Source organism: Rhodoferax sp. GW821-FHT07F03 (assembly GCF_059418745.1).
The window spans coordinates 1-20,908 of record NZ_JBWKQM010000003.1; the positions used below are offsets into that span (position 1 = coordinate 1).

At 63.9% G+C, this 20,908-nt stretch carries 18 protein-coding genes and 1 riboswitch; of the genes, 13 read left to right on the forward strand and 5 right to left on the reverse strand.

The features are described 5' to 3' along the window. On the reverse strand, positions 1-524 hold a 524-nt coding region (locus AC07R0_RS04590), incomplete at its 3' end, for a transporter substrate-binding domain-containing protein (protein ID WP_495103963.1). A 141-nt stretch (positions 525-665) separates the two neighbouring features. Between AC07R0_RS04590 and AC07R0_RS04595 the strand changes: the two genes are divergently transcribed. Then, positions 666-1,565 carry a LysR family transcriptional regulator ArgP gene (locus AC07R0_RS04595; RefSeq protein WP_495103964.1) on the forward strand — a complete coding sequence of 300 codons (900 nt, stop codon included), beginning with the start codon at positions 666-668 and terminating at the stop codon, positions 1,563-1,565. Here AC07R0_RS04595 and AC07R0_RS04600 read toward each other — a convergent pair. Together AC07R0_RS04600 and AC07R0_RS04605 are read right to left on the reverse strand one after the other, a co-directional pair. Then, positions 1,558-3,387 carry an amidohydrolase gene (locus AC07R0_RS04600; protein ID WP_495103965.1) on the reverse strand — a complete coding sequence of 610 codons (1,830 nt, stop codon included), beginning with the start codon at positions 3,385-3,387 and terminating at the stop codon, positions 1,558-1,560. The two genes, AC07R0_RS04595 and AC07R0_RS04600, sit on opposite strands and share 8 nt — an antisense overlap. Before the next feature lie 292 nt (positions 3,388-3,679). Next, a complete protein-coding gene (locus AC07R0_RS04605) occupies positions 3,680-4,705 on the reverse strand; it encodes a helix-turn-helix transcriptional regulator (RefSeq protein ID WP_495103966.1) in 1,026 nt (341 codons plus the stop codon). A 283-nt stretch (positions 4,706-4,988) separates the two neighbouring features. Beyond that, positions 4,989-5,192: riboswitch (cobalamin riboswitch) on the forward strand. Between the two features lie 204 nt (positions 5,193-5,396). On the opposite strand from AC07R0_RS04605, the gene AC07R0_RS04610 reads away from it, so the two are divergent. The 12 genes from AC07R0_RS04610 (at position 5,397) to AC07R0_RS04665 (ending at position 18,619) form a co-directional block, all read left to right on the forward strand. Continuing rightward, entirely contained in the window at positions 5,397-6,686 is a 1,290-nt protein-coding gene (locus tag AC07R0_RS04610) for a cobyrinic acid a,c-diamide synthase CobB (RefSeq protein WP_495103967.1), read from the forward strand. Positions 6,687-6,706: 20 nt separating this feature from the next. Then, positions 6,707-7,276 (forward strand): cob(I)yrinic acid a,c-diamide adenosyltransferase, encoded by a 570-nt coding sequence (gene cobO / locus AC07R0_RS04615; RefSeq protein ID WP_116604232.1) that lies wholly within the window; start codon positions 6,707-6,709, stop codon positions 7,274-7,276. A gap of 177 nt (positions 7,277-7,453) precedes the next feature. Beyond that, positions 7,454-8,293 carry an ABC transporter ATP-binding protein gene (locus AC07R0_RS04620; protein ID WP_495103968.1) on the forward strand — a complete coding sequence of 280 codons (840 nt, stop codon included), beginning with the start codon at positions 7,454-7,456 and terminating at the stop codon, positions 8,291-8,293. A gap of 31 nt (positions 8,294-8,324) precedes the next feature. Then, on the forward strand, positions 8,325-9,299 hold the full coding sequence (locus AC07R0_RS04625; RefSeq protein WP_495103969.1) for an ABC transporter substrate-binding protein: 975 nt from the start codon (positions 8,325-8,327) through the stop codon (positions 9,297-9,299). A 14-nt stretch (positions 9,300-9,313) separates the two neighbouring features. Then, positions 9,314-10,354, forward strand: coding sequence for a FecCD family ABC transporter permease (locus AC07R0_RS04630; RefSeq protein WP_495103970.1), 1,041 nt, complete (start codon positions 9,314-9,316; stop codon positions 10,352-10,354). Between the two features lie 43 nt (positions 10,355-10,397). Beyond that, on the forward strand, positions 10,398-11,450 hold the full coding sequence (gene cobW, locus AC07R0_RS04635) for a cobalamin biosynthesis protein CobW (RefSeq protein ID WP_495103971.1): 1,053 nt from the start codon (positions 10,398-10,400) through the stop codon (positions 11,448-11,450). Positions 11,451-11,472: 22 nt separating this feature from the next. Next, a complete protein-coding gene (gene cobN, locus AC07R0_RS04640) occupies positions 11,473-15,258 on the forward strand; it encodes a cobaltochelatase subunit CobN (RefSeq protein ID WP_495103972.1) in 3,786 nt (1,261 codons plus the stop codon). Then, complete coding sequence (locus tag AC07R0_RS04645) at positions 15,255-16,316, forward strand: magnesium chelatase ATPase subunit I (protein ID WP_495103973.1); 1,062 nt, start codon at positions 15,255-15,257, stop codon at positions 16,314-16,316. Before cobN ends, AC07R0_RS04645 begins: the two co-directional genes overlap by 4 nt. A 59-nt stretch (positions 16,317-16,375) precedes the next feature. Then, positions 16,376-16,975: a vWA domain-containing protein gene (locus AC07R0_RS04650; RefSeq protein WP_495103974.1), complete on the forward strand. Its 600-nt coding sequence runs from the start codon at positions 16,376-16,378 to the stop codon at positions 16,973-16,975. Positions 16,976-16,984: 9 nt separating this feature from the next. Next, positions 16,985-17,395: a DUF1636 family protein gene (locus AC07R0_RS04655; protein WP_495103975.1), complete on the forward strand. Its 411-nt coding sequence runs from the start codon at positions 16,985-16,987 to the stop codon at positions 17,393-17,395. A gap of 40 nt (positions 17,396-17,435) precedes the next feature. Continuing rightward, positions 17,436-17,630, forward strand: coding sequence for a CbtB domain-containing protein (locus AC07R0_RS04660; protein ID WP_495103976.1), 195 nt, complete (start codon positions 17,436-17,438; stop codon positions 17,628-17,630). 185 nt (positions 17,631-17,815) lie between these two features. After that, entirely contained in the window at positions 17,816-18,619 is an 804-nt protein-coding gene (locus AC07R0_RS04665; RefSeq protein ID WP_495103977.1) for a CbtA family protein, read from the forward strand. A gap of 65 nt (positions 18,620-18,684) precedes the next feature. Here AC07R0_RS04665 and AC07R0_RS04670 read toward each other — a convergent pair whose 3' ends face one another. After that, on the reverse strand, positions 18,685-20,286 hold the full coding sequence (locus AC07R0_RS04670) for a rhodanese-related sulfurtransferase (protein WP_495103978.1): 1,602 nt from the start codon (positions 20,284-20,286) through the stop codon (positions 18,685-18,687). Beyond that, entirely contained in the window at positions 20,283-20,888 is a 606-nt protein-coding gene (locus AC07R0_RS04675; protein WP_495103979.1) for a cysteine dioxygenase family protein, read from the reverse strand. The genes AC07R0_RS04670 and AC07R0_RS04675 overlap by 4 nt, the downstream gene beginning before the upstream one ends. Positions 20,889-20,908: the final 20 nt, after the last annotated feature.

Consider the following 20,908-nt stretch of genomic DNA (forward strand, 5'->3'; position numbering starts at 1 on the left):
GTGCCGTCCAGGCGGCCGGCCTTGATGTCCAGGTAGACCTGGTCCTGGGCTTCATAGGGGGTGACGACCACGCCGAGTTTCTTCAGTTCGCCGTTGGCGTACTTCTCTTGGGTGCTGCCCTTCAAGACGCCGATCTTCTTGCCCTTGAGGGAGGCCAGGTCGGTGAACTTGATGTCGTTCTTGACGACGATCTTGCTGGGGGTGTTGTAGTACTTGTCGGTGAAGTCCACCACTTTGAGGCGGTCTTCGGTGATGGACATGGAGCTGATGATGGCGTCGTACTTCTTGGCTTGCAGGCCGGGGATCATGCTGTCCCAGACCTGTTCCACGAACACGCATTTGCGTTTGATCTTCTCGCACAGGGCGTTGGCGATGTCCACGTCGAAGCCGGTGGGCTTGCCGTCGGCGGTCTTGAAGGTGAAGGGCTCGTAGGTGGGGTCGATGGCGACTTTGAGGTCTTTACCTTGTGACAGGGCGCTCAGGCTAATGGTGCCGATGGCAATCGAAAGAAGCAGTTTTTTCATCGTGGATCTCGGTAAGGATACGGATCTAGGGTTTTCCCCGCTCTGGGAAATCACCCTGTGTTGTCAGGGAGCCGCAGGTTAGTGGGCTTTGAAAAAGAAATAAAACTAATTTTTTTAACGTTGGTTTAGTATTTCTAAATTATGAAAATAGACAACGCGCATCTGGCGGCTTTTGCGATGGTGCTGCGCGAGGGCAGCTTCGAGGCGGCGGCCAAGCGCCTGCATGTCACGCCCTCGGCCATCAGCCAGCGCGTCAAGCTGCTGGAGGAGCATCTGGGCCAGGTGTTGCTGCAGCGCTCCACGCCCACCCAGGCGACCAGCGCGGGCATGGTGCTGGCCCGGTTTGCCGAGCAGGTGTCGATGCTGGAGGCTGAGATGCTCAGCGAGGTAGGTGCCCCGGAAATGCTGGGCGCGGCCATGCAGCGCGTGCCCATCGCGGTGAACGTGGATTCACTGGAGACCTGGTTCCTGTCGGTGTTCGATGTACTGCCGCCCGGCGTGCAGATGTGCCTGGATATCCGCGTGGAGGACCAGGACCACTCGGCCGTGTTGCTGCGTGAGGGCACGGTGATGGGCGCCGTCAGCTCCAGCCCCGACCCGACCTACGGCTGCACCGCTGAGCCCCTGGGTGTGATGCGCTACCTGGCTGTGGCATCGCCTGCGTTTGCGCAAAGCTATTTCGCCACTGCCGACCGCGAGGAGGCGCTGCACCACGCGCCCATGCTGGGCTTCAACCGCAAGGACAGGCTGCACGACCTGTTCATCGCCCAACTGGCGAATACCGCCCAGCTGTCGCCCACGCATTTCATTCCCTCGGTGCACGGATTTGTGCATGCGGTGGCGCGCGGCCTGGGCTGGGGACTGGCGCCTGAAGCCTTGGTGGCCGAGGGTATTGCTGCAGGCACCTTGATCGACATCTTGCCCGGCCAGCACCTGGATGTGGCCCTGTACTGGCACCGCTGGCGCATGCGCTCTTCGTTCCTGGACGTGATTGGCGTGGCGCTGAAGCAGGCGGTGCAAGCCGGGCTGCGGGTTAATTGATCCTCTGTTTCAGGGTACGTAGCACTTCCCAGCCCATGACATGTTTCGGCAGCGATGCTTCGTGCCCGACAGATGCATGAAGATTCAGACTTTGCGCTTTTAAAGCCGAGGACTTTGCCACTGTGCTGGATGCGCTGATGAACGGATCCAGCGCCCACACGACCGATCCACCCACCATGGTCATCAGCACTTTGTTGCGTGCAAGTTCGTCCTCAGGTACCTGCATGAAGTTTTGGTCGAGCACGATCAAATCTGCGTACTTGCCCACTTCGATAGAGCCGATTTTGTCTTCCATGCGGAGCTGGTAGGCAGAATTCATCGTGATGGCGCGCAATGCATCCTGCCGTGACAGTGCCGGGTCGTTGTTGATCTTGCCGGCCAGATCGGGGCCAAAGCTGTTCGGGCTCGTGGGGTCGCCGGATCGCGTGACACCAATTTTCAAAGCCAGCATTTCATCGAAAGGATCGATGGGCCAGTCGCTGCCGTAACCCACCCGGGCGCCTGCGTTATGCAGGCTGCCGAAGGGCTCCATGCGGGCGAAACGGTCGGCGCCTAGGTGGTTCTCGGTTTCACCGACGGAGTAGGGGGCTTGCTGTGCCCACTGGAACGAGAATGACGCCATCACGCCCAGTGCTTTGTAGCGACCATAGTCCGCCGTATCGACTGTTTCGTTGTGTGCAATTACGGGGCGGAAGTCCGTATTGGGTACCTTCTGGCGCGCATACTCAATGGCATCCAATGTCTCACGCACGGTACGTTCGCCTGTGGCATGGATGTGAGGATCCATTCCAGACTTTGCGATTTCCGCCATCAGCGGCTTGAACACCTCAGGCGCAAAATACACTCTGCCAGAGTTGGTGCTTGGTACCCAGTTAGGCGCATTCGCGGTGCCTATATTCATGTTGTACGGCGTCAGCAGACCTCCCGTGTCGGCTGGCGCATTGACCACGCCATCCCCGAACATCTTCAGGTTGTGAAAGTTGATGCCAGGCGCTGCCGTGGATGGTCCTTGGTCGTACTGTGCAGCCAGGGCCTTGGCCGCAGCTACAGTGGCTACTGGGTCTGCTTTGGCGTCGTCAACGCTCAGCTGGATGGCGAAGAATCCGCGTGCGGTAAGTTCGCCGTTTTTTTGCAAGGTGCCGAAGGTTTTGCCCTGCGTGGCACCTGCTGCAGCATCCATGAAGGTCGTCACACCTTGGCGGCGCATTGCGTCTAGTGCAGCACGGCCTTGTGCGAGGATATCGGCGTCGGAATCGGGCGGAATCAGCGCCGCCACGGCGAAGCTGGCGGTGTCTTCGCAGATGCCCGTTGGGTTACCTTGCGCGTCCCGCGCATACGATCCGCCTGCAGGGTCTGGTGTGGTCTTGCTGACTCCGGCCAAAGCCAGAGCGCGCGAGTTGGCCAGCACGGAATGGAAGTCTGAAGAGCGCACCAGGATGGGCCGGCTTGTGGAGAGTGCGTCCAGGGTGGACTTGTCTGGATCGGCATCAACGGCCTGTGTGGCTTGGCGCGCCCAATTGACCACCTCCAGCCAGGTATCAGGTTCTTTATCCGCCGAAGCGTCCAGACAGGCCTGGATCTGTGTGCGCATCTGGTCACGCGTCAATGTTGCGTAGTTCAGGTTGCATAAGAGCAGTGCACGTCCTCCGCCGATGGGATGCAGGTGGCCATCGACAAAGCCGGGCATCAGCATGCGCCCGCCCAGGTCAATCACTTTGGTGCTGCTGCCGATGAACTTCTGGGCACCATCATCGGTACCGGTATAGACCAACAGTCCTTTGCGGATGGCAACGGCTTGCTTGACCGAGTTCGACGCGTCCACCGTGTAGACATAGCCATGGTTGAAAACGGTGTCTGCGGGTTCAGGGTCTGACCCTCCACACCCGACCACCAAGGCTGTGGCTGTCGTCAGCACAATGAATCCTACCCACAAGGCGCGCGCACGCACCCTCCGCGCTGTCAGCATGGCTCTTCCTTTATGTGATTATTGAAAAGTTGTTTTGACTGCAACCTCCGTATGGTTTGCGGAGGTACACAACTTCCTGGGCCAATGTATCTGGCTGGTTAACGAAACGCCCCTCCGCAGATGCGGAGGGGTGTCGTCAAGTGAGTGATCAAGTGGAAGGGGAGGCTGGCTGGTGGCCGAGTAACTTGCCCAGTTCGATCTTGTTGCGTACGCCGAGCTGCAGGTACGCATCACGCAGATAGGTTCGCACCGTCGCCGGGCTCAGATCCAGGCGGCGCGCGATCATTTTGTAGGAGTGGCCGCTGGCATACAACACGGCCACTGCCCGCTCTCGCGGGGCCAGACTGTCATGCAGCAAAGTTGAATTCAGCAGCAGGGCCACGAGCTCTCCGCAGCGCGTGAAGCTGATGCTGGAGCGTCCCCATTGCAGTTTGCATGGAGCCTCGGATAGCTGCGGATGCAAGGCCTCTGGCAGTATGGAGCCGGACCACGAAGGAAATCGCTTACGGATCGTCTTGGCCATGTCGGTGCCGATGTGCACCAGGAGCCCCGAGATCTCACAGAGGGCCATCCCCTCCAGTCCGGCCAAGGATGCACGTTGAACCGTATGCTGCAGGGTTCCCCACCAAATTTGCTGTAAATGTCGGCAGAATTCGCCGAACATGACGGCTTCTAGATCGGTGAATGGAGGATCGTTTTCCCCGCGATAGATGGATACGAAAAACCGCATTTTGCTGTCATGCAGTCCCATGGTGATCGCCATGGCGTGAAAGAGCTTGTGGCGGCGGGCAAACTGCTCCACTTCCTCGGTATCCAATGCGTAGCCACTGTCTCTGAACACTTGGCCCAAGGCATCGATGGAAGCTTGGGCAAACGTGTCGCTATCACTGACCGCATTCCATTCCTGCGCGAAAGTGGCCGGCAGCCCCAGGCTGCCGTGTTGCCAGTTGAAGGAACTGCTGCTGGTGTCGCCTGCGGAGCATTCTCCCCACCAGGCGGAGCGTAGCGGCAACAGCGACCGTACGGCCTGAACGGCATCGGGTATCAATCGGTCCAGGCGGCGCTGACGGGGCAGGCCGTGCAATTCCAGTAATTGCTTACTGAATTCCGTGAAAAGTTCGGTAATGGCCTTGGGGGAACTATGCGCAGCGGACAGCATTGGCATGGGTTGCATGGAGTTGGGTTTCCATTGGCGAAAACCTATTTTAGGAGTTGAGACTTACCGTAAGGCGTGTGACTGCTTGTCGATTAGACGTGTAAGCTATTGATTTCAAAAGATTTACGAGTGCTGCATGCATGTGCATTGCATTCGCTGAGGCGTCCAGGCGATGGTGTTTAAGCGGGAGGCATTTGGGGGACCATCCGTAAAAGACACAGCGTAGTGCATCTTCCTAGTGCTTGAACTCAGTGCCGCCGGGCGGCGCCCTCTGAATGGTCAACTGCTACACTTCGGGCCTGTTGATAGGTGTCTTTCGGCCCTTGGATATGTTCTTGGGTTTGGAGGATTAAACGGGAAGTCGGTGCGATGCCGACGCTGCCCCCGCAACGGTAAGCGAGCCAAAGCGCGGCCTTATCTGCCACTGTGCATCCAATGCATGGGAAGGTGGCCCCGCAGAAAAGTCCCCCTTTTCCCTCGTGAGCCCGGATACCGGCCTGCCAACCATAGCGTGACCTTGCGGTGGGCGGGTGTCAGCGGGCTCCATGGCGTGCCGGACATTGCTCCGTCTGCGCCTGCGCCTTCTGATCTCTTTGCCCCCGGGTCACACCGATCCATCTTGTCGCGCGGCGGGCGTGTGGGGCTGAACCATGTACTACCAAATTGATAGCTTCTCGCGCAGATGGAATATGCGCTGGCGGGCGATTTGATGCCAAAAATGTGCGATGCACTGCTGGTGTCGGCCCCGGCTTCAGGTCAGGGCAAGACCACGGTCACGGCCGCTTTGGCCGCCTGGCACCGCAGCCAGGGCCGGCGCGTGCGCGTGTTCAAGACCGGCCCCGACTTTCTGGACCCCATGGTGCTGGAGCGCGCCAGCGGCCACCCTGTCTACCAGCTGGACCTGTGGATGGTGGGCGAGGACGGGTGCCGGGCACTGCTGCATGCGGCAGCGGCCGAGTCCGATGTGATCCTGGTGGAAGGGGTGATGGGCTTGTTCGATGGCACGCCCAGCAGCGCCGACCTGGCCCAGGCGTTGGGCTTGCCGGTGCTGGCGGTGATCGATGGATCGTCCATGGCGCAGACCTTTGGCGCCGTGGCCCACGGCCTGTGCAGCTACCGCCCCGGCCTGCAGTTTGCCGGCGTGCTGGCCAACCGCGTCGGTAGCGACAGCCACGCCCAGATGCTGAAAGACAGCCTGTCCGCCGGCCTGCGCTGGTTCGGCGCGATGCCCCGCTCGGCCAGCTACAGCCTGCCCGAGCGCCACCTGGGTTTGGTGCAGGCGTCTGAAGTCGCGCAGCTGGACGAGCGCATTGCCCAGGCCGCCCAGGCCATCGGCCCCAGCGTCGAGGGCATGGCCAGCCCGGTGCGTTTCGAGCCCGTGGTCGCCGAACCCTTGCCGCCCTTGCTGGCCGGCGTGCGTATCGCCATCGCCCGCGACGCGGCCTTTTCTTTCTTGTACGCCGCCAATCTGGACTGCCTGCGTGCGCTGGGTGCCGAGCTGGTGTTCTTCTCGCCGCTGGCCGATGCCGCCTTGCCCGATGCGCACAGCCTATACCTGCCCGGCGGCTACCCCGAGCTGCACCTGCACACCCTGCACGCCAACCAGGCCATGCGCGAGGCCGTGCGTGCCCACCATGCGCAGGGCAAACCCATCGTCGCCGAATGCGGCGGCATGCTGGCGCTGCTGGACAGCCTGGCCGGGCACGATGGCGTGCCGGTGCCCATGTGGGGCCTGCTGCCCGGCACCGGTGCCTTGCAAAAGCGTTTCGTGAACCTGGGCATGCACGCAGTGCAGCTGCCCGAGGGCCGTCTGCGCGGCCACAGCTTCCACCACGCGCGCATGGACAGTACGCTGCCTGCCGTGGCCTTCACCGCGCCGCAGCGCGAACGCAGCCATGCCGAGCCGGTGTACCGCAGCCGTCGCATGCATGCCTCGTTCATGCACCTGTACTTTCCGTCCCACCCCGGCGCTGTGGCGCAGCTGTTTGCGCCGAGCTGACTCTTCACAAGGACAACCCCATGGAAATCGAATCTCCCCCCTTGCTGCGCGACACCCCCAAGCCCCAGGGCGAACGGCGCGGCCTGGTCATCGTCCACACCGGCACCGGCAAGGGCAAGAGCACGGCCGCCTTCGGCCTGGCCTTGCGCGCGCATGGCCGCGGCAAGACGGTCAAGGTCTACCAGTTCATGAAGGTGCCGACCGCGCGTTTTGGCGAGCACCGCTTGTTCGAGCAGCTCGGCATTCCCATCGTCGGCCTGGGCGACGGCTTCAGCTGGAAGAGCCGCGACCTGGACCATTCCGCCGAGCTGGCCCAGGCCGGCTGGGCCCAGGCCGAGGCCACGGTGCGCGCTGGCGAACACTTCATGGTGGTGCTGGACGAGATCATGTACCCGCTGCGCTACGGCTGGATCGCACTGGAGCCGGTGCTGGCCTGCTTGCGCGAACGTCCGCCCCATGTACACGTGGTGCTGACCGGCCGCGGCGCACCCGCCGAGCTGGTCGAACTGGCCGACACGGTGACCGAGATGACGCTGATCAAGCACCATTTCAAGGCCGGCGTGCCCGCGCAGCGCGGCATTGAAGACTAAGAGGCTGAGAGTCTTTTGTCCATGCCCGCCTTGCACGCCCAAACACACCAGCTCGTCGTTGCAAATGCGCGCCATAGCCCGAGCTATGGCTGTGCTTTGCGCCTAGATCTGGCGCGTTTTGACGCACCTTTCGGGCACGCCCAAAAAACTCTCAGCCTCTGAGCATTTGTTATTGCGATGACCACATTCCCTCCCCCCACCGAGCCGCTGCTGCAAGTGCAGGCCGTGTCGCTGCAGCGCCAGGGCACGGCGGTGCTGAGCCAGGTCTCGGTGTCCGTGCCGTTTGGCGCGCACATCGCGCTGGTAGGGCCGAACGGTTCGGGCAAGACCAGCCTGCTGCAGGTGATGGCTGGGCGGCTTCAACCCAGCGAAGGCCGGGTGCTGGTGGGCGGCCAGGATCTCGCGCAGATGCCCGGCATGCAGCGCGCGCGCCAGCTGGCGGTAGTGCACCAGCACGAGCAGGTGCATGGCCAGCTGCGGGTACGCGACTACGTGGCCCTGGGCCGCACGCCGTATCCCGAGGCCAGCCGCGATGAAAACGCGCAAGTGGTCAGCGACGCACTGCAGCGCTGCCGGCTGGATGCGTTGCAGGACCGCCTGATGCGCAGCCTGTCGGGCGGCGAGCAGCAACGCGCCGCCATCGCCCGCGCCATCGCGCAGCAGCCGCGCATCCTGCTGCTGGACGAGCCCACCAACCACCTCGATCTGCGTACCCGTGCCGACATGCTGGACCTGCTGACCGGGCTGGGCGTGACCGTGGTGGCGGCCCTGCACGAGCTGAGCCTGGTGCAGCGCTTTGCCCACCGTGTGCTGCTGCTGGGCCAGGGCCGGGTGGTGGCCGAAGACTTGCCGTCCAAGGTGTTGACGCAAGAGCTGGTGCTGGGCAATTTCGGCATGGACGTGTTCTACCTGCCGCTGCCGCACCGCGCGCATGAGATTGCGGTGTTTGAATCACCGCAGACCGCGCACAAGCCGCTGCATACCGCGCGGCCCCATGCCCGGCCGCGGGCGCATTGATTTTTAACCCTTGAAGCAAAGAAAAAAAACCATGGCATTTACCGTGCGTCGTTGGAAGTTCCGCCCTGTTGTGCACCTGCTGCTGGGCGCGGCATCGCTGTGGGTTGCCGGCGTGCAGGCCCAGACCTTCCCGGTGACGGTAGACAGCTGCGGTGAAAAACTCACTTTCGCCGCACCGCCCAAGGCCGCGCTGATCCACGACATCAATATGACCGACATGGCGCTGTCGCTGGGCCTGCAAAAGAGCATGGTGGGTGTCAGCGGCATCAGCGGCTGGTACAAGATGAGCCCCGAGTTCAAACAGGCGCTGGGCAACATCCGCGAGATCGCACCCAAGCAGCCGACCCTGGAAAACATCCTGGCCACCAACCCCGACTTCTTTTTTGCCGGCTGGAACTACGGCATGAAGGTGGGCGGCGACGTCACGCCGACCACGCTGCAGAAGTACAGGATCCCCACCTTGGTGTTGTCCGAGAGCTGCATCCATGTGGACAAGGCACGCCCGCGCGCATCCATGGACCTGCTGTACGGCGACTACCTCAAGCTGGGCACCATCTTCGGCAAAGAGGCCGAAGCCAAGGCCCAGATAGAGGGCTGGAAGCAGCGTCTGGCGCGCCTGCCCAAGGCCGCGGGCAAGCAGCCCTTGCGCATGTTCCTTTTCGATTCGGGCGAAGACAAGCCCTTCACCGCAGGTAAGTACGCCATTCCCACCGCCATGATGGAGGCCGCTGGCGGCCGCAATGTGATGGACGATGTAGAGACCAGCTGGGGCACGGTGTCGTGGGAGGCGGTGGCCGCGCGCAACCCCGAGTTCTTGGTGTTGCTGGACTACCAGAACGACGGCGGCGCCGACAAGCTGCTGCAGTTCCTGCAAAAGCATCCGCTGATGCAGCACACCGATGCCGTAAAGAACAAGCGCTTTGTAGCCCTGCGCTATGAAGAGCTGACGCCCGGCCCGGCCAATATCGGCGCCATCGAAAAGATCGCCAAGGCAGCTGCACGTTGAGCAACTCGACCACCATGCTGTCTGCATCCCGCTGGCTGACCGGCGGGCCTGCATCGGTGCGCGTGGCGCTGCTGTTGGTGGCGTTGGTCTGCGTAGGCACGGTGTCGGTGGTTTCTGGGTCTACCCCCGTGGGCCTGTCTGAGGTGGGTCATAGCCTGGGCCTGTTGCTCAGCGGCGCAGGCGATGCGCGCTACAGCATGGTGGACCGCATCGTGGTCGATCTGCGCCTGCCACGCATGCTGCTGGCCATCCTGGTCGGTGGCGGCCTGGCACTGGTGGGCGCCTTGCTGCAGACGGCCACGCGCAATGACTTGTCCGACCCGTATCTGTTCGGCCTGTCCTCCGGCTCGGCCGCAGGAGCCGTGGCGGTGATCACCTTGACCGGCGAGGTGCTGGGCATCTGGACGCTGCCGCTGGCGGCGTTTGTGGGCGGCATGGCCTCGGTGGCCGTCGTCTTGTTGCTGCTACGCCGTTACCGCAGCCACACGCCGGAGCGGATGATTCTGGCGGGCCTGTCGGTGTCCTTTTTTTTCACCGCGCTGACCTATTACTTCACCTTTCTCGGCGACCAGCGGGCTGCGCAGTCGGTGCTGTTCTGGACCATGGGGGGCCTGGGCTCGGCGCGTTGGGACAACCTGTTTGTGCCCTTGGTGGGCCTGCTGGTGCTGGCGGTTTTTTGCTGGCGCAAGCTGGGCGCACTGGATGCGATGCTGGCCGGCGAGAACACCGCGCACAGCCTGGGCATCAACCCGCAGCGCCTGCGCATCCAGGTGTTTGTGGTCTGCGCGTTTGCCACCGCCTGCTTTGTGGCGGTGTCGGGCGTGATCGGCTTTGTCGGCCTGATGGTGCCGCACCTGGCGCGCGCGCTGGCCGGCGCCTTGCACCGTGGCATGCTGGGCTTGGCGGTGCTGATGGGCGCGCTGCTGCTGTTGCTCAGCGATGTGGTCTGCCGCACCGTGCTGGCGCCACAGGAGCTGCCGGTGGGCATCATCACCGCCAGCCTGGGCGCGCTGTTTGTGATGTACACCTTGCTGCACCAGCCCGACGCGGCGTGACAGCATTTTTTATTCTTTGAATTCTGTTTTGAAAGACCGCACCATGCAAACCCACAAGATCCCCGCCACCATCGTCACCGGCTTTCTGGGCAGTGGCAAGACCACGCTCCTGCGCAACCTGCTGACCAACGCCCAAGGCCGCCGCATTGCGGTCATCGTCAACGAGTTTGGCGAGCTGGGCATTGACGGCGAACTGCTGCGCGGCTGCGGCATTGGCTGCGATGAAAACGGGGTGGAGAATGGCCAGCTGTTCGAGCTGGCCAACGGCTGCCTGTGCTGCACCGTGCAAGAAGAATTTGCCCCGGTGATGGAGCAGCTGGCCGCGCGCCGCGACCAGATCGACTATCTGGTTATCGAGACCTCGGGCTTGGCGTTGCCCAAGCCCCTGGTGCAAGCCTTCCAGTGGCCCGCGCTGCGCAATGCCTTCACCGTGGACGCGGTGATCACCGTGGTGGATGCGCCTGCTGTGGCAGCCGGTGACTTTGCCGACGACCCTGTGGCCGTGGATGCCCAGCGCCGCGCCGACGACAACCTGGACCACGATTCACCGCTGCACGAATTGTTCGAAGACCAGTTGGCCACGGCCGACCTGGTGATCGTGCACAAGGTGGATGGCATGGATGCAGCCGCGCTAGCAGCGGTGGAAGCCACCATCCGCGCAGAAGCGCCTGCCGGTGTGAAGCTGGTGCGGGCATCGCACGGCCAGGTGCCCATGGATGTGCTGCTGGGCCTGGAGCGCGCGGTGGAAGACGTGATCGACGCCCGTAAAACCCACCACGACGCGGAAGAAGACCACGACCACGATGCTTTCGATTCGGTGTCGATCGCGCTGGAAGTGACGGACCGCGCCAAGCTGCTCAAGGAGCTGACCGCCCTGGTACAGCGCCACGAGATCTACCGCGTCAAAGGCTTTGTGGCCTTGCCTGGCGCGGCCATGCGCCTGGTGGTGCAAGGTGTGGGCCGCCGTTTCGACAGCTACTTTGACCGGCCCTGGGCCGCCAGCGAAGCGCGTGCAACCCGGCTGGTGTTGATTGGCGACCACCTGGACCAGGCCGCGCTGCAAAGCGAAATCTCCGCCGCCCTGCAACAAGCCTGAAGCGCAACGAGGCCAGACCACCATGCATTTGCTGTCCACCCGCCCCGGCGGCCACGTAGAAGACAACGGGCTGGGCGTGGTGCGCGTGGAGCAGACGCCGGGCGACATTGTTGTGCTGAGTGCGGCCGACACCACCCTGTCCTTGTTGGCCGATGTGGCGGCAGGGTTGGATGCCAGCTACCCCTCGGTACGGCTGGCGAACCTGATGTGGCTGCGCCAGCCCGCGTCCATGGACCTGTACGTGGACGACGTGCTGCGCCATGCGCGCGTGCTCATCATCGACCACCTAGGTAGCCCCAGCGACTGGGCCTATGTGGTGGAGCAAGCCGTGGCGCTGGCCAGTGCGCACGGCCTGTGGTTGGCAATGTTTTCGGGCGATTGGACGGAAGACCCGCAACTGCTGCTGCGCAGCACGGCATCTGCGGAGGATTGCCGCCAGCTGTGGCGCTGCCTGCGCGAAGGCGGGCGGGAAAATGCACAGAACTTTTTTGCGCTGATCGGCCACGCGGTGTTCGGCCAGGGCACCCGACCGCCAGCGGCGATGACCTTGCCGCCCGCCCTGGTCTACCAGGCCCCGCAAGCCCTGCCGCACTATGCAGATGCGCCGACGGCGCTGTTGGTGTTTTACCGGGCCCATGTGCAGGCCGGCAATACGGCGCTGTTCGATGCCGTGCTGACGGCTCTGGCCGAGGCGGGTTTGAATGCAATTGCCTTGGCGGTGGACTCGCTGAAGAACCCCGCCAGCTTTGCTGTTCTGCAGGCGCTGGCCGCCGAGCACCAGGTGGCTGTGGTGTTGAATGCCACCAGCTTCGCACTGGCTTCGTTGGACGGCAGCGACGATACACAGACCGATGCTCCGTTGGCCGGCGATGCGCCGGTGCTGCAGCTCATCACTGCCGGCTGTTCGCGCGAGCAGTGGCTGGCCGATCCCCATGGCCTGGCGCCGCGCGACTTGGCCATGCAGGTGGTGCTGCCCGAGGTGGATGGCCGCATCGGCACCCGCGCCATCAGCTTCAAGGGGCTGGCCTGGCGCTGCGAACGCACCCAAGTGGATGTGGTGCGCTACCAGCCTGAGCCCGAACGCATAACCTTTGTGGCTGATCTCGCACGCCGTTGGTGCGTACTGCGCTATAAAAAGAATAGTGACAAGCGTATCGCGCTGATCCTGGCCAACTACCCCAATGACGACTCCCGCCTGGCCAACGGCGTGGGCCTGGACACACCAGCCTCCACCGTGGTCATTCTGCAGGCGCTGCGCGATGCCGGTTACGCCACAGGCGACTTGCCGCAGGACGGCAATGCGCTGATGGCGCAGCTGGTGCGTGGCGTGACCAACAACGTGCAAGCCAACGACCACCGCCCCGTCGGTCAGAGCTTGGCCATGGCCGACTACCTGGCGGACTTCCATGCGCTGCCGGTCGCCAGCCAGGATGCGGTAAATGCGCTATGGGGCTCGCCCGCGCAGGACCCGATGGTGCGCAGCGGGCGCTTCATGGTCTCCGGCCAGCGTTACGGCAATGTGTTTGTGGGCAACCAGCCTGCACGCGGCCGCGACCTGGACCTGGTCGCCAGCTACCACGATGCTGATCTGGTGCCCACCCACAACTACCTGGCCTTTTACTTCTGGCTGCGCCGCGCCTATGCGGTGGACGCCGTGGTGCACGTGGGCAAGCACGGCAATCTGGAATGGCTGCCCGGCAAAAGCGTGGCCTTGGGTGCGGCCTGCTGGCCCGACGCCATCCTGGGTCCACTGCCGCATCTGTACCCCTTTATCGTCAACGACCCGGGCGAGGGCAGCCAGGCCAAGCGGCGTACCCAGGCCGTCATCATCGATCACTTGATGCCTGCCATGACCCGCTCTGAAACCTACGGCCCGCTGCAGGCGCTGGAGCGGCAGATGGACGAGTACTACGAAGCACTGTCACTGGACCCGCGCCGCGCCAGGCTGCTGCGTACCAGCATTCTGGACAGTGTGCTGGAGCACAAGCTGCACGAGGAATTGGGCTTCCAGCGCCCGGCAGACGACACCCAACGTGAAGCCCTGCTGCAGCGGCTGGACGCTTATTTGTGCGAGATCAAGGAGTCACAGATACGTGACGGCTTGCACACCCTGGGCTGCTCGCCGCAAGGCCGCCAGCGCACCGACACGTTGGTGGCCTTGGCCCGCTTCCCAGGTGGCAGGAATGTGGGGCAGGGCAGCCTGTTGGTGGCTTTGGCACAAGACCTGGGACTGCATGGTTTTGATGTGCTCAGCCCCGATTGGGTAGCACCCTGGACCGGCCCGCGTCCGGTCATGCTGCAGCAGGTCAGCGACGAGGCCTGGCGCCACGCCGGCCACACACGCGAACGGCTGGAGTTGTTGGCAAAGCAGTTGGTGGAAGAGGACCAAGCCCTGGATCCGCAAGCCTGGCCGCTGGCCGTCGCCGTCGTGCAGCGCCTGCACCACACGCTGAGCCCGCGCCTGGATGCCTGCGGCCCGAATGAAATTGCGCAGCTGCTGCGCGGCCTGGATGGGCGCTTTGTACCGGCTGGCCCCAGCGGTGCACCCTCGCGCGGGCGGCCCGATGTGCTGCCCACCGGGCGTAATTTCTACGCCGTGGATACGCGTGCCGTGCCCACACCCACTGCCTATGCCATGGGCTCTACGGCAGCCGACCGGGTGGTGGAGCGCCATCTGCAAGACCATGGCTGTTTCCCCGCTTCGGTGGGCCTGTCGGTCTGGGGGACCAGCACCATGCGCACCGGCGGGGAGGATATTGCCCAGGCGTTTGCGCTGCTGGGCGTACGGCCCAAATGGGCGGCGGGCAGTACCCGGGTGGTGGATGTCGAGGTGATGCCCATGGGCATCAAGGGCCGGCCGCGCATCGACGTGACGCTGCGGGTGTCCGGCTTCTTCCGCGATGCTTTTCCTAACGTGATCGATCTGTTCGACACCGCCGTGCGTGCGGTAGCGGCTATCTCGGAAGAAGACGAACCGGACGAGGTGAACCCTATCCGCGCCCGGGTACGGCGCGAAGCCGCCCAGGCCGAGGCCGCTGGCATGGCTGCCGAAGAGGCCCAGCGCCAGGCCAGCTGGCGCGTCTTTGGCCCGCGCCCCGGTGGCTACGGTGCCGGCCTGCAGGAGCTGATGGACAGCGGCCGCTGGCAAGACGGTGCCGACCTGGCGCAAGCCTATTTGCGCGCCGGTGCCTATGCCTACGGGCAGGATGCGCATGGCACAGCCGCGCGGGCTGCTTTTGAGCAGCGGCTTTCGGGTCTGGACACGGTGTTGCACAACCAGGACAACCGCGAACATGACATCCTCGACTCGGACGACTATTACCAGTTCCAGGGCGGCATGGCGGTAGCCGTGCAGCAGCTGGCAGGGGCGCAGCCTACGCTGTACCACGGTGATTTCAGCGTACCCGGCGCGCCACGCATCCGCACACTGGGCGAAGAGGTGGCGCGGGTTGTGCGTTCGCGGGCGGTCAACCCCAAGTGGCTGGACGGCATCAAGCGCCACGGCTACAAAGGCGCGTTCGAGATCGCCGCCACCGTAGACTTTCTGTTTGCCTTTGACGCCACCACCGGCGTGGTGGGCGACCACCAGTACGCGTTGGTGGCCGACGCCTATTTGCACGATGACGCCACGCGTGAATTTTTGCAGCAGAACAACCCCGGGGCTCTGCGCAGCATTGGCGAGCGTCTGCTGGAAGCCATGCGGCGTGGCCTGTGGGCCGAGCCCGGTGAACACCGCGAGCGTATTGAAGAGCATTTGCTGGCGCTGGAGCACCGGCTGGAAGAATCTGAAGAAAGACCTATGCCATGACACCTCTTGATATGGCCGAGCGCGCGGTATTCCCGTTCACTGCGCTGGTGGGCCAGCAGGCTTTGCAGCGCGCGCTGCTGCTGGTTGCCATCGACCCCAGCATAGGTGGTGTGCTGATCAGCGGCCCGCGTGGCACGGCCAAGTCCACCGCCGCGCGGGCCCTGGCGGCCATGTTGCCGCAAGCACCGTTTGTGACGCTGCCGCTGGCGGCCAGCCTGGAGCAACTGGTGGGCACGCTGGACGTGGAAGAAGTGCTGCGTAACCAGGGTCAGGGCCAGCTGCGCCTGGCGCCGGGCCTAGTGGCGCGTGCCCACAACGGTGTGCTGTATGTGGACGAGGTGAACCTGTTGCCCGATGCGCTTGTCGATGCACTGCTGGACGTGGCTGCCAGCGGTGTGAACACGGTAGAGCGTGACGGCATCTCGCAGCAGCATGCCGCGCGCTTTGTGCTGGTTGGCACCATGAACCCCGAAGAGGGTGAGTTGCGGCCCCAGCTGCTGGACCGTTTTGGCCTGTCGGTGGCCCTGGATAATCCGCGAGACCCGCAGCAGCGCCAAGCCATTTTGCGCATTCGCTTGGCCTTTGACGAAAACCCGCAGGCCCTGTTGAAAGCCCATGCGGCCGAGTTGCAGCGTCTGTCCGCCACGGTCGCTGCCGCCCGCGCGTTGTTGCCGAACCTGGACTGGCCGGACGAGGTACTGGCACGGGCCGCCCAGTTGGCACTGGAAGCAGGCGTGGACGGCATGCGTGCGGACCTGGTGATGCTGCGCGCAGCACGTGCCTTGGCCGCGCTGGAGGGCCGCGATGGCGTGACAGCGCAAGACGTAGATGCCGTGGCCGAATTTGCGTTGGCGCACCGCCGAGGCGAAGCGCTGGGTGCACCGCCCTCGGGGCAACGGCCAGGGCCTGCGCCCGCCGCATCGCGTTTGCCGCCGCCCGGCCGTTCCCAAGCGCAGGCCCAGCCACAGCCGGAGGGTGACTGGGGTGCCTTGCCGGCCGAGCCCACGCCGACCGTGCAGGTGGCATCCCTGGGGGGCTGGCCGCCAAAAAAAGCCTGAGCCACCTCGGCCGAAGTCCCACTACGGGGCGCAGCGGCCGGCGGTGGCGTAGCCCCACATTGCATCCATCACCCGCGCAAGCAGGAGCCCCTGCCGGGCAAACCACTGGCACGATTGCCTGGTTGCCTACTCTGCTGGCCAAGGGGCCCCAGCCGCTGTCGCGCGCGCACTTGCGCCGCCGTCCGTTGCTGGCCACACCGCCGCAACTGCATCTGATCGTGTTGGACACCTCGGGCTCCATGCGCCAAGGCGGGCGGCTGGCACTGGCCAAGGGTTTTGCGACGCAGCTGATAGAACAGGCTGCGCGCGCGGGTGAGCATGTAGGCTTGCTGTGCTTTGGTGGTGCGGGCGTGGAGTGGCTGCTGCCACCCGGTCCGGCCCGTGCCGCGGGTGCCATGCGCGTACGGCAACGTGGCGGTGGAGGTGGCACACCCCTGGTGCAGGCCTTGGCCGCAGCACAAAGCGCGCTGTGCAAGTCGCGACAGCCTGTGCTATGGCTGCTGACCGATGGCCGCACGCTGGAGCAGCCAGCCGCTCCCCAAGGTGCGGCGCACACCGTGATTGTGGATTTTGAAGACCCACGGCGCGCACTCGGCCGTTGTGCCGCCTGGGCGGCACGCTGGGGCGCCGAACACCGGGTGGCCCAGGCTTATGTATGAGATGGATGTATGACTGAAACGAACCTGAACGCCGTACCCGCACCGATAACCGAAGTCATTGTTTGCACGACTTGCCGGCCTGCTGATGTGCCGCGCGACCAGCCCGCGCCCGGTGCCGCGCTGTTTGAAGCCGTGCAGATCGCCGCATGGGATGTTGACCCTGCGCAGTTGGCCCAGGTGCGCATACGCGGCGTGGAATGCATGACGGGCTGCAACCGTGCCTGCACCGTCACCTTCCAGGCTGCCGGCAAGTACCTGTATTACTTTGGCGACTTGGCGGCAGATACTGAAACGGCCCAGCACATTGTGGCCTGCGCCCAGTTGCACTCCCAAGCACCTGACGGTACGCTGTTGCGCAATGACAGGCCCACGCGCCTGCGGAACGGCATATTGGCGCGCATACCGCCCTTGGCGGCATAAATGCGTATTTACTGTTTTAAGTTTTTCAATGGAGAGCACTATGACCGAAACCACCCACACCACGACACCCGACGCAGCCGGTACCCGCAGCGCAGCGCGCAGCCTTCTTCTTCAACTGGCCGCAGCTGCGGCGCTGGGCATGGTGGTTCTCTACGGCGTGGCATTCGCCGAAAGCCCGCTGATGCATAACGCCGCACACGACGTGCGCCACATCACCGTCAAGCCTTGCCATTGATTTGGCTCACCCCCAGGCTGCACGCTGCGCGTTTTCGCCAACCCCCCTCGCATCGGTTTAGAAAACCGATGCGACACGCAGGGGGCGCATCCAGTGGCCTGGCAAAGCCAGTTCCACGGATGCCTTGGGAGGCGTGCGCTCTGGCTATGACCTGGGTCTACGACATTTGAATACCGGGGGAAGAGATGATTTTTCAAAAATTAGTATGGGCCGGCTTGGCCGTCGCTCTAGTGGTGGGCAGCGTGGAAACCGGCGTTCAGCGCTGGCAGGCCGCGCCGCTGATCCTGGCGGCCGAGGTGTATGAAGATCAGAAGGCGGAAGTACCGGCGCCTGTCGATGCCTTGACGGCACCTGCGCATGCCGGGGCGGCTGTGGCCGAACATGAGCACGGTACAAGCAAGGAATGGGAGCCTGAAAACGGTGCCGAACGCATTGGCTGGACCTGGGTGGCCAATGTGCTGCACGCCTTCAGCATGGCTTTGCTGGTATTTGCGGTGATGGGTGTGTGGTTGTACCAGCGTGGCACCCAGCTGGCGTCGTTGCCGCTGGCCTGCCTGGTGGCTGCAGCGGGTGGCATCAGCTTCAACCTCTGGCCCTCTCTCGGCTTGCATGCCGAAGTACCGGGCATGGAAGCCGCGCCTTTGCATGCGCGTCAGCTCTGGTGGGTTCTGTCGGTGGGTAGTGCCGCTTTGGCGTGCGCCGTACTGGGCTTCGGCCGCGGTGCCTGGCGCTGGATCGCAGCCGCCGCACTGCTGGCCTTGCCTTTCGTGGTGGGCGCGCCCGAACTGGAAAGCGACGCCCTGGCTGGCTTCGGCCCCGAGGCGCATGCCGCTTTGGAGACGCTGGGCAAGCAGTTCATCTGGGCTACCAGCTGGGTGGCGTTGAGCTTCTGGGTCAGCCTGGGACTGGCCTGTGGCCTGGCATTCAAGCGCTGGTTGCAGCCGGCCGTGCTGGAGGCCATTCAAGGCGCGGGACTGAAAGCGGCTTGAGCCGAGGAAGATTTTTCGAAGTCCGTCGCATCCCGAGCAGCACCCAGTGGCAAGGTGCTGCTTTCTTAAATTACCTTGAAATGGTGCGTGGCGTCGCGGCCCAGCTGCGCCACCAGGCCAAACTCCCAGTCCAGATAGGCCTGCATGGCCTCGGCAGGGGCATCCGTGCCTTCATAAGGGCGGCGGTAGCGGTCGGTGCGTGGCACGGCCAGGCGCTCTTCCCCGGTTGCCGTGGGTAGGCCTGCGGCAAACCAGGCAGCATTGCCACCCGCCAGCACATGTATTTCGGCGTCGCTGCCACGCTCCTGGAGCAGCGCGCGCAGGTCCTGTTCGGCAAAACGCGCCAGTAAGCTGCTGCCGCAGGTCAGCACATAGCGCGGCGCCGCAGGAATGCGGTCCAGCGCCTGCGCCAGTTGCGCACGGATGACAAACCAGGCGCCAGGAATATGCTTTTTAACGTGGTTTACGCTGGTGGTTACATTGAGCAAGGCGACCGAGCTGGGGTTTTCATCCAGCCACTGCGCCAGCACGGCCGGCGTGATTTCTGGGGTACTCGGCTCTGGTGCGTGCGTAGCAGCTTCTGCACCTTGCTTGCTGAAGAGAGAGCTTGCCGGCTTCTCCAACACATAGACCTCCCAGCCCATCTGGGCCAGCCAGGACGCACTCATGGGGGCGCGTACGCCGTCTTTGTCCGCCAGAACAATACGGGCACCGCGCACGGGCACGTGGTGGTCGGTCTCCTGTACTAGCTGTCCGCCAGGGGCGCTGCCAAAGCCGGGAATGTGGCCGGCCGCATATTCTTCCGGTGTGCGCACGTCAAAGCGGTAGACGGTGCGCCCAGGTGCTTCCAGCGAAGCCAGCGCGCCATGCGCAATCCACCGTACGCCGGCTTTCTCGGCTACGCTGCGTGCCTGGACTTGGGCCGTAGCGAGGTGCGTTGCGTCGGGTACGGGGGCCTGGCGGGCCGCGCCATGGTCCAGTTGCTGGCCGGCGAGCTTCCAACCTATGGTGCCGTTGCGCAGGGCTGCTATCGGGTTGGGCAGACCGGCATTGACCAAGGACTGGGTGCCGATGATGCTGCGGGTACGGCCTGCGCAGTTGACGATGATCTGTGTCTTTGGGTCGGGCGCGAGCTCCCGCGCGCGCAGCACTAGCTCGGCCCCCGGTACGCTGGTGGCGGTGGGGATGCTCATGGTCTGGTATTCGTCGAAACGGCGCGCGTCCAGCACCACCACGTCGGCTTTCGCATCGATCAGGGCCTTTACCTCCTGGGCCGATAGTGACGGCGTGTGGCGCTCGTGTTCCACCAGCTCGCCAAAGGATTTGCTGGGCACGTTGACGTCGCGGAACAGCTCGCCACCGGCGGTGCGCCAGCCTTCCAGTCCGCCCTCCAGCAGATGTACCTGGGTATAGCCCAGAGCTTGCAGTCGTTGGGTTGCCAGGGGCGCAAGGTCAACTCCGTCATGGGTGCCATAGACCACGATTAGCGTGTCGCGGCGCGGAATGCGGCGCCAGGCCTCCAGTTCTATGCGGGACAGGGGCAGATTGGCAGCCCATAGTGGATGCTCTTGCGCGAAAGGGTCCTCCTCGCGCACATCGAGCAGGGCGATTTCATGACGGGCGAGCAAGTGCGCGCGGATGTCGGAAAAGGATAGAGAGGCGGTCATGCTTGTCTAAGTTCCAAGGAGCGGTCCCAGAGATTGGGCAGGGTGGTATTGCTGTAGCCGGAGACAAAGGGCTTGCGCCCGCCGTCGGCGGGATAGGTATGGCGTTGTACGGCGCCAATGTTGGCGCCATAGACATGGATGCTGATGGATACGCGGTCGTCGTAGACGTTGTGCACGCGGTGGATATCACCTATGCGTGGTGATACGGCTTCTACCTGGCCTGGGTCCAGCCGTATGCCGGTACCGTCGGGCACGCTGCGGCCATCGGCCTGCAGGCGCCAGGGCTGGCTGTATTCGGCCCCGCGCAGCATGCCGATCAGGCCCCACACTGTGTGGTCATGTACGGGTGTGGCCTGGCCCGGCCCCCACACAAAGCTCACCACCGAGAAGCGCTCGGTGGAGTCCGCGTGCAGCAGGTATTGCCGGTAGTGCGTGGGGTGGGGTTCTGCATAGGCTGCGGGCAGCCAGCCGTCTTGTGCCACCAGCGTGCGCAGCAGTGCACTGCCTTGTTCAAGAATGCGGGGTTCGTCGGCTTCGCGTTCCAGCAAGCGCCCGAAGGCGGTCACAAATTCGCGCAGCGGTGCGATGGGGTTGGTGTTCATGGGCGGTGTAGGGCAGGGTC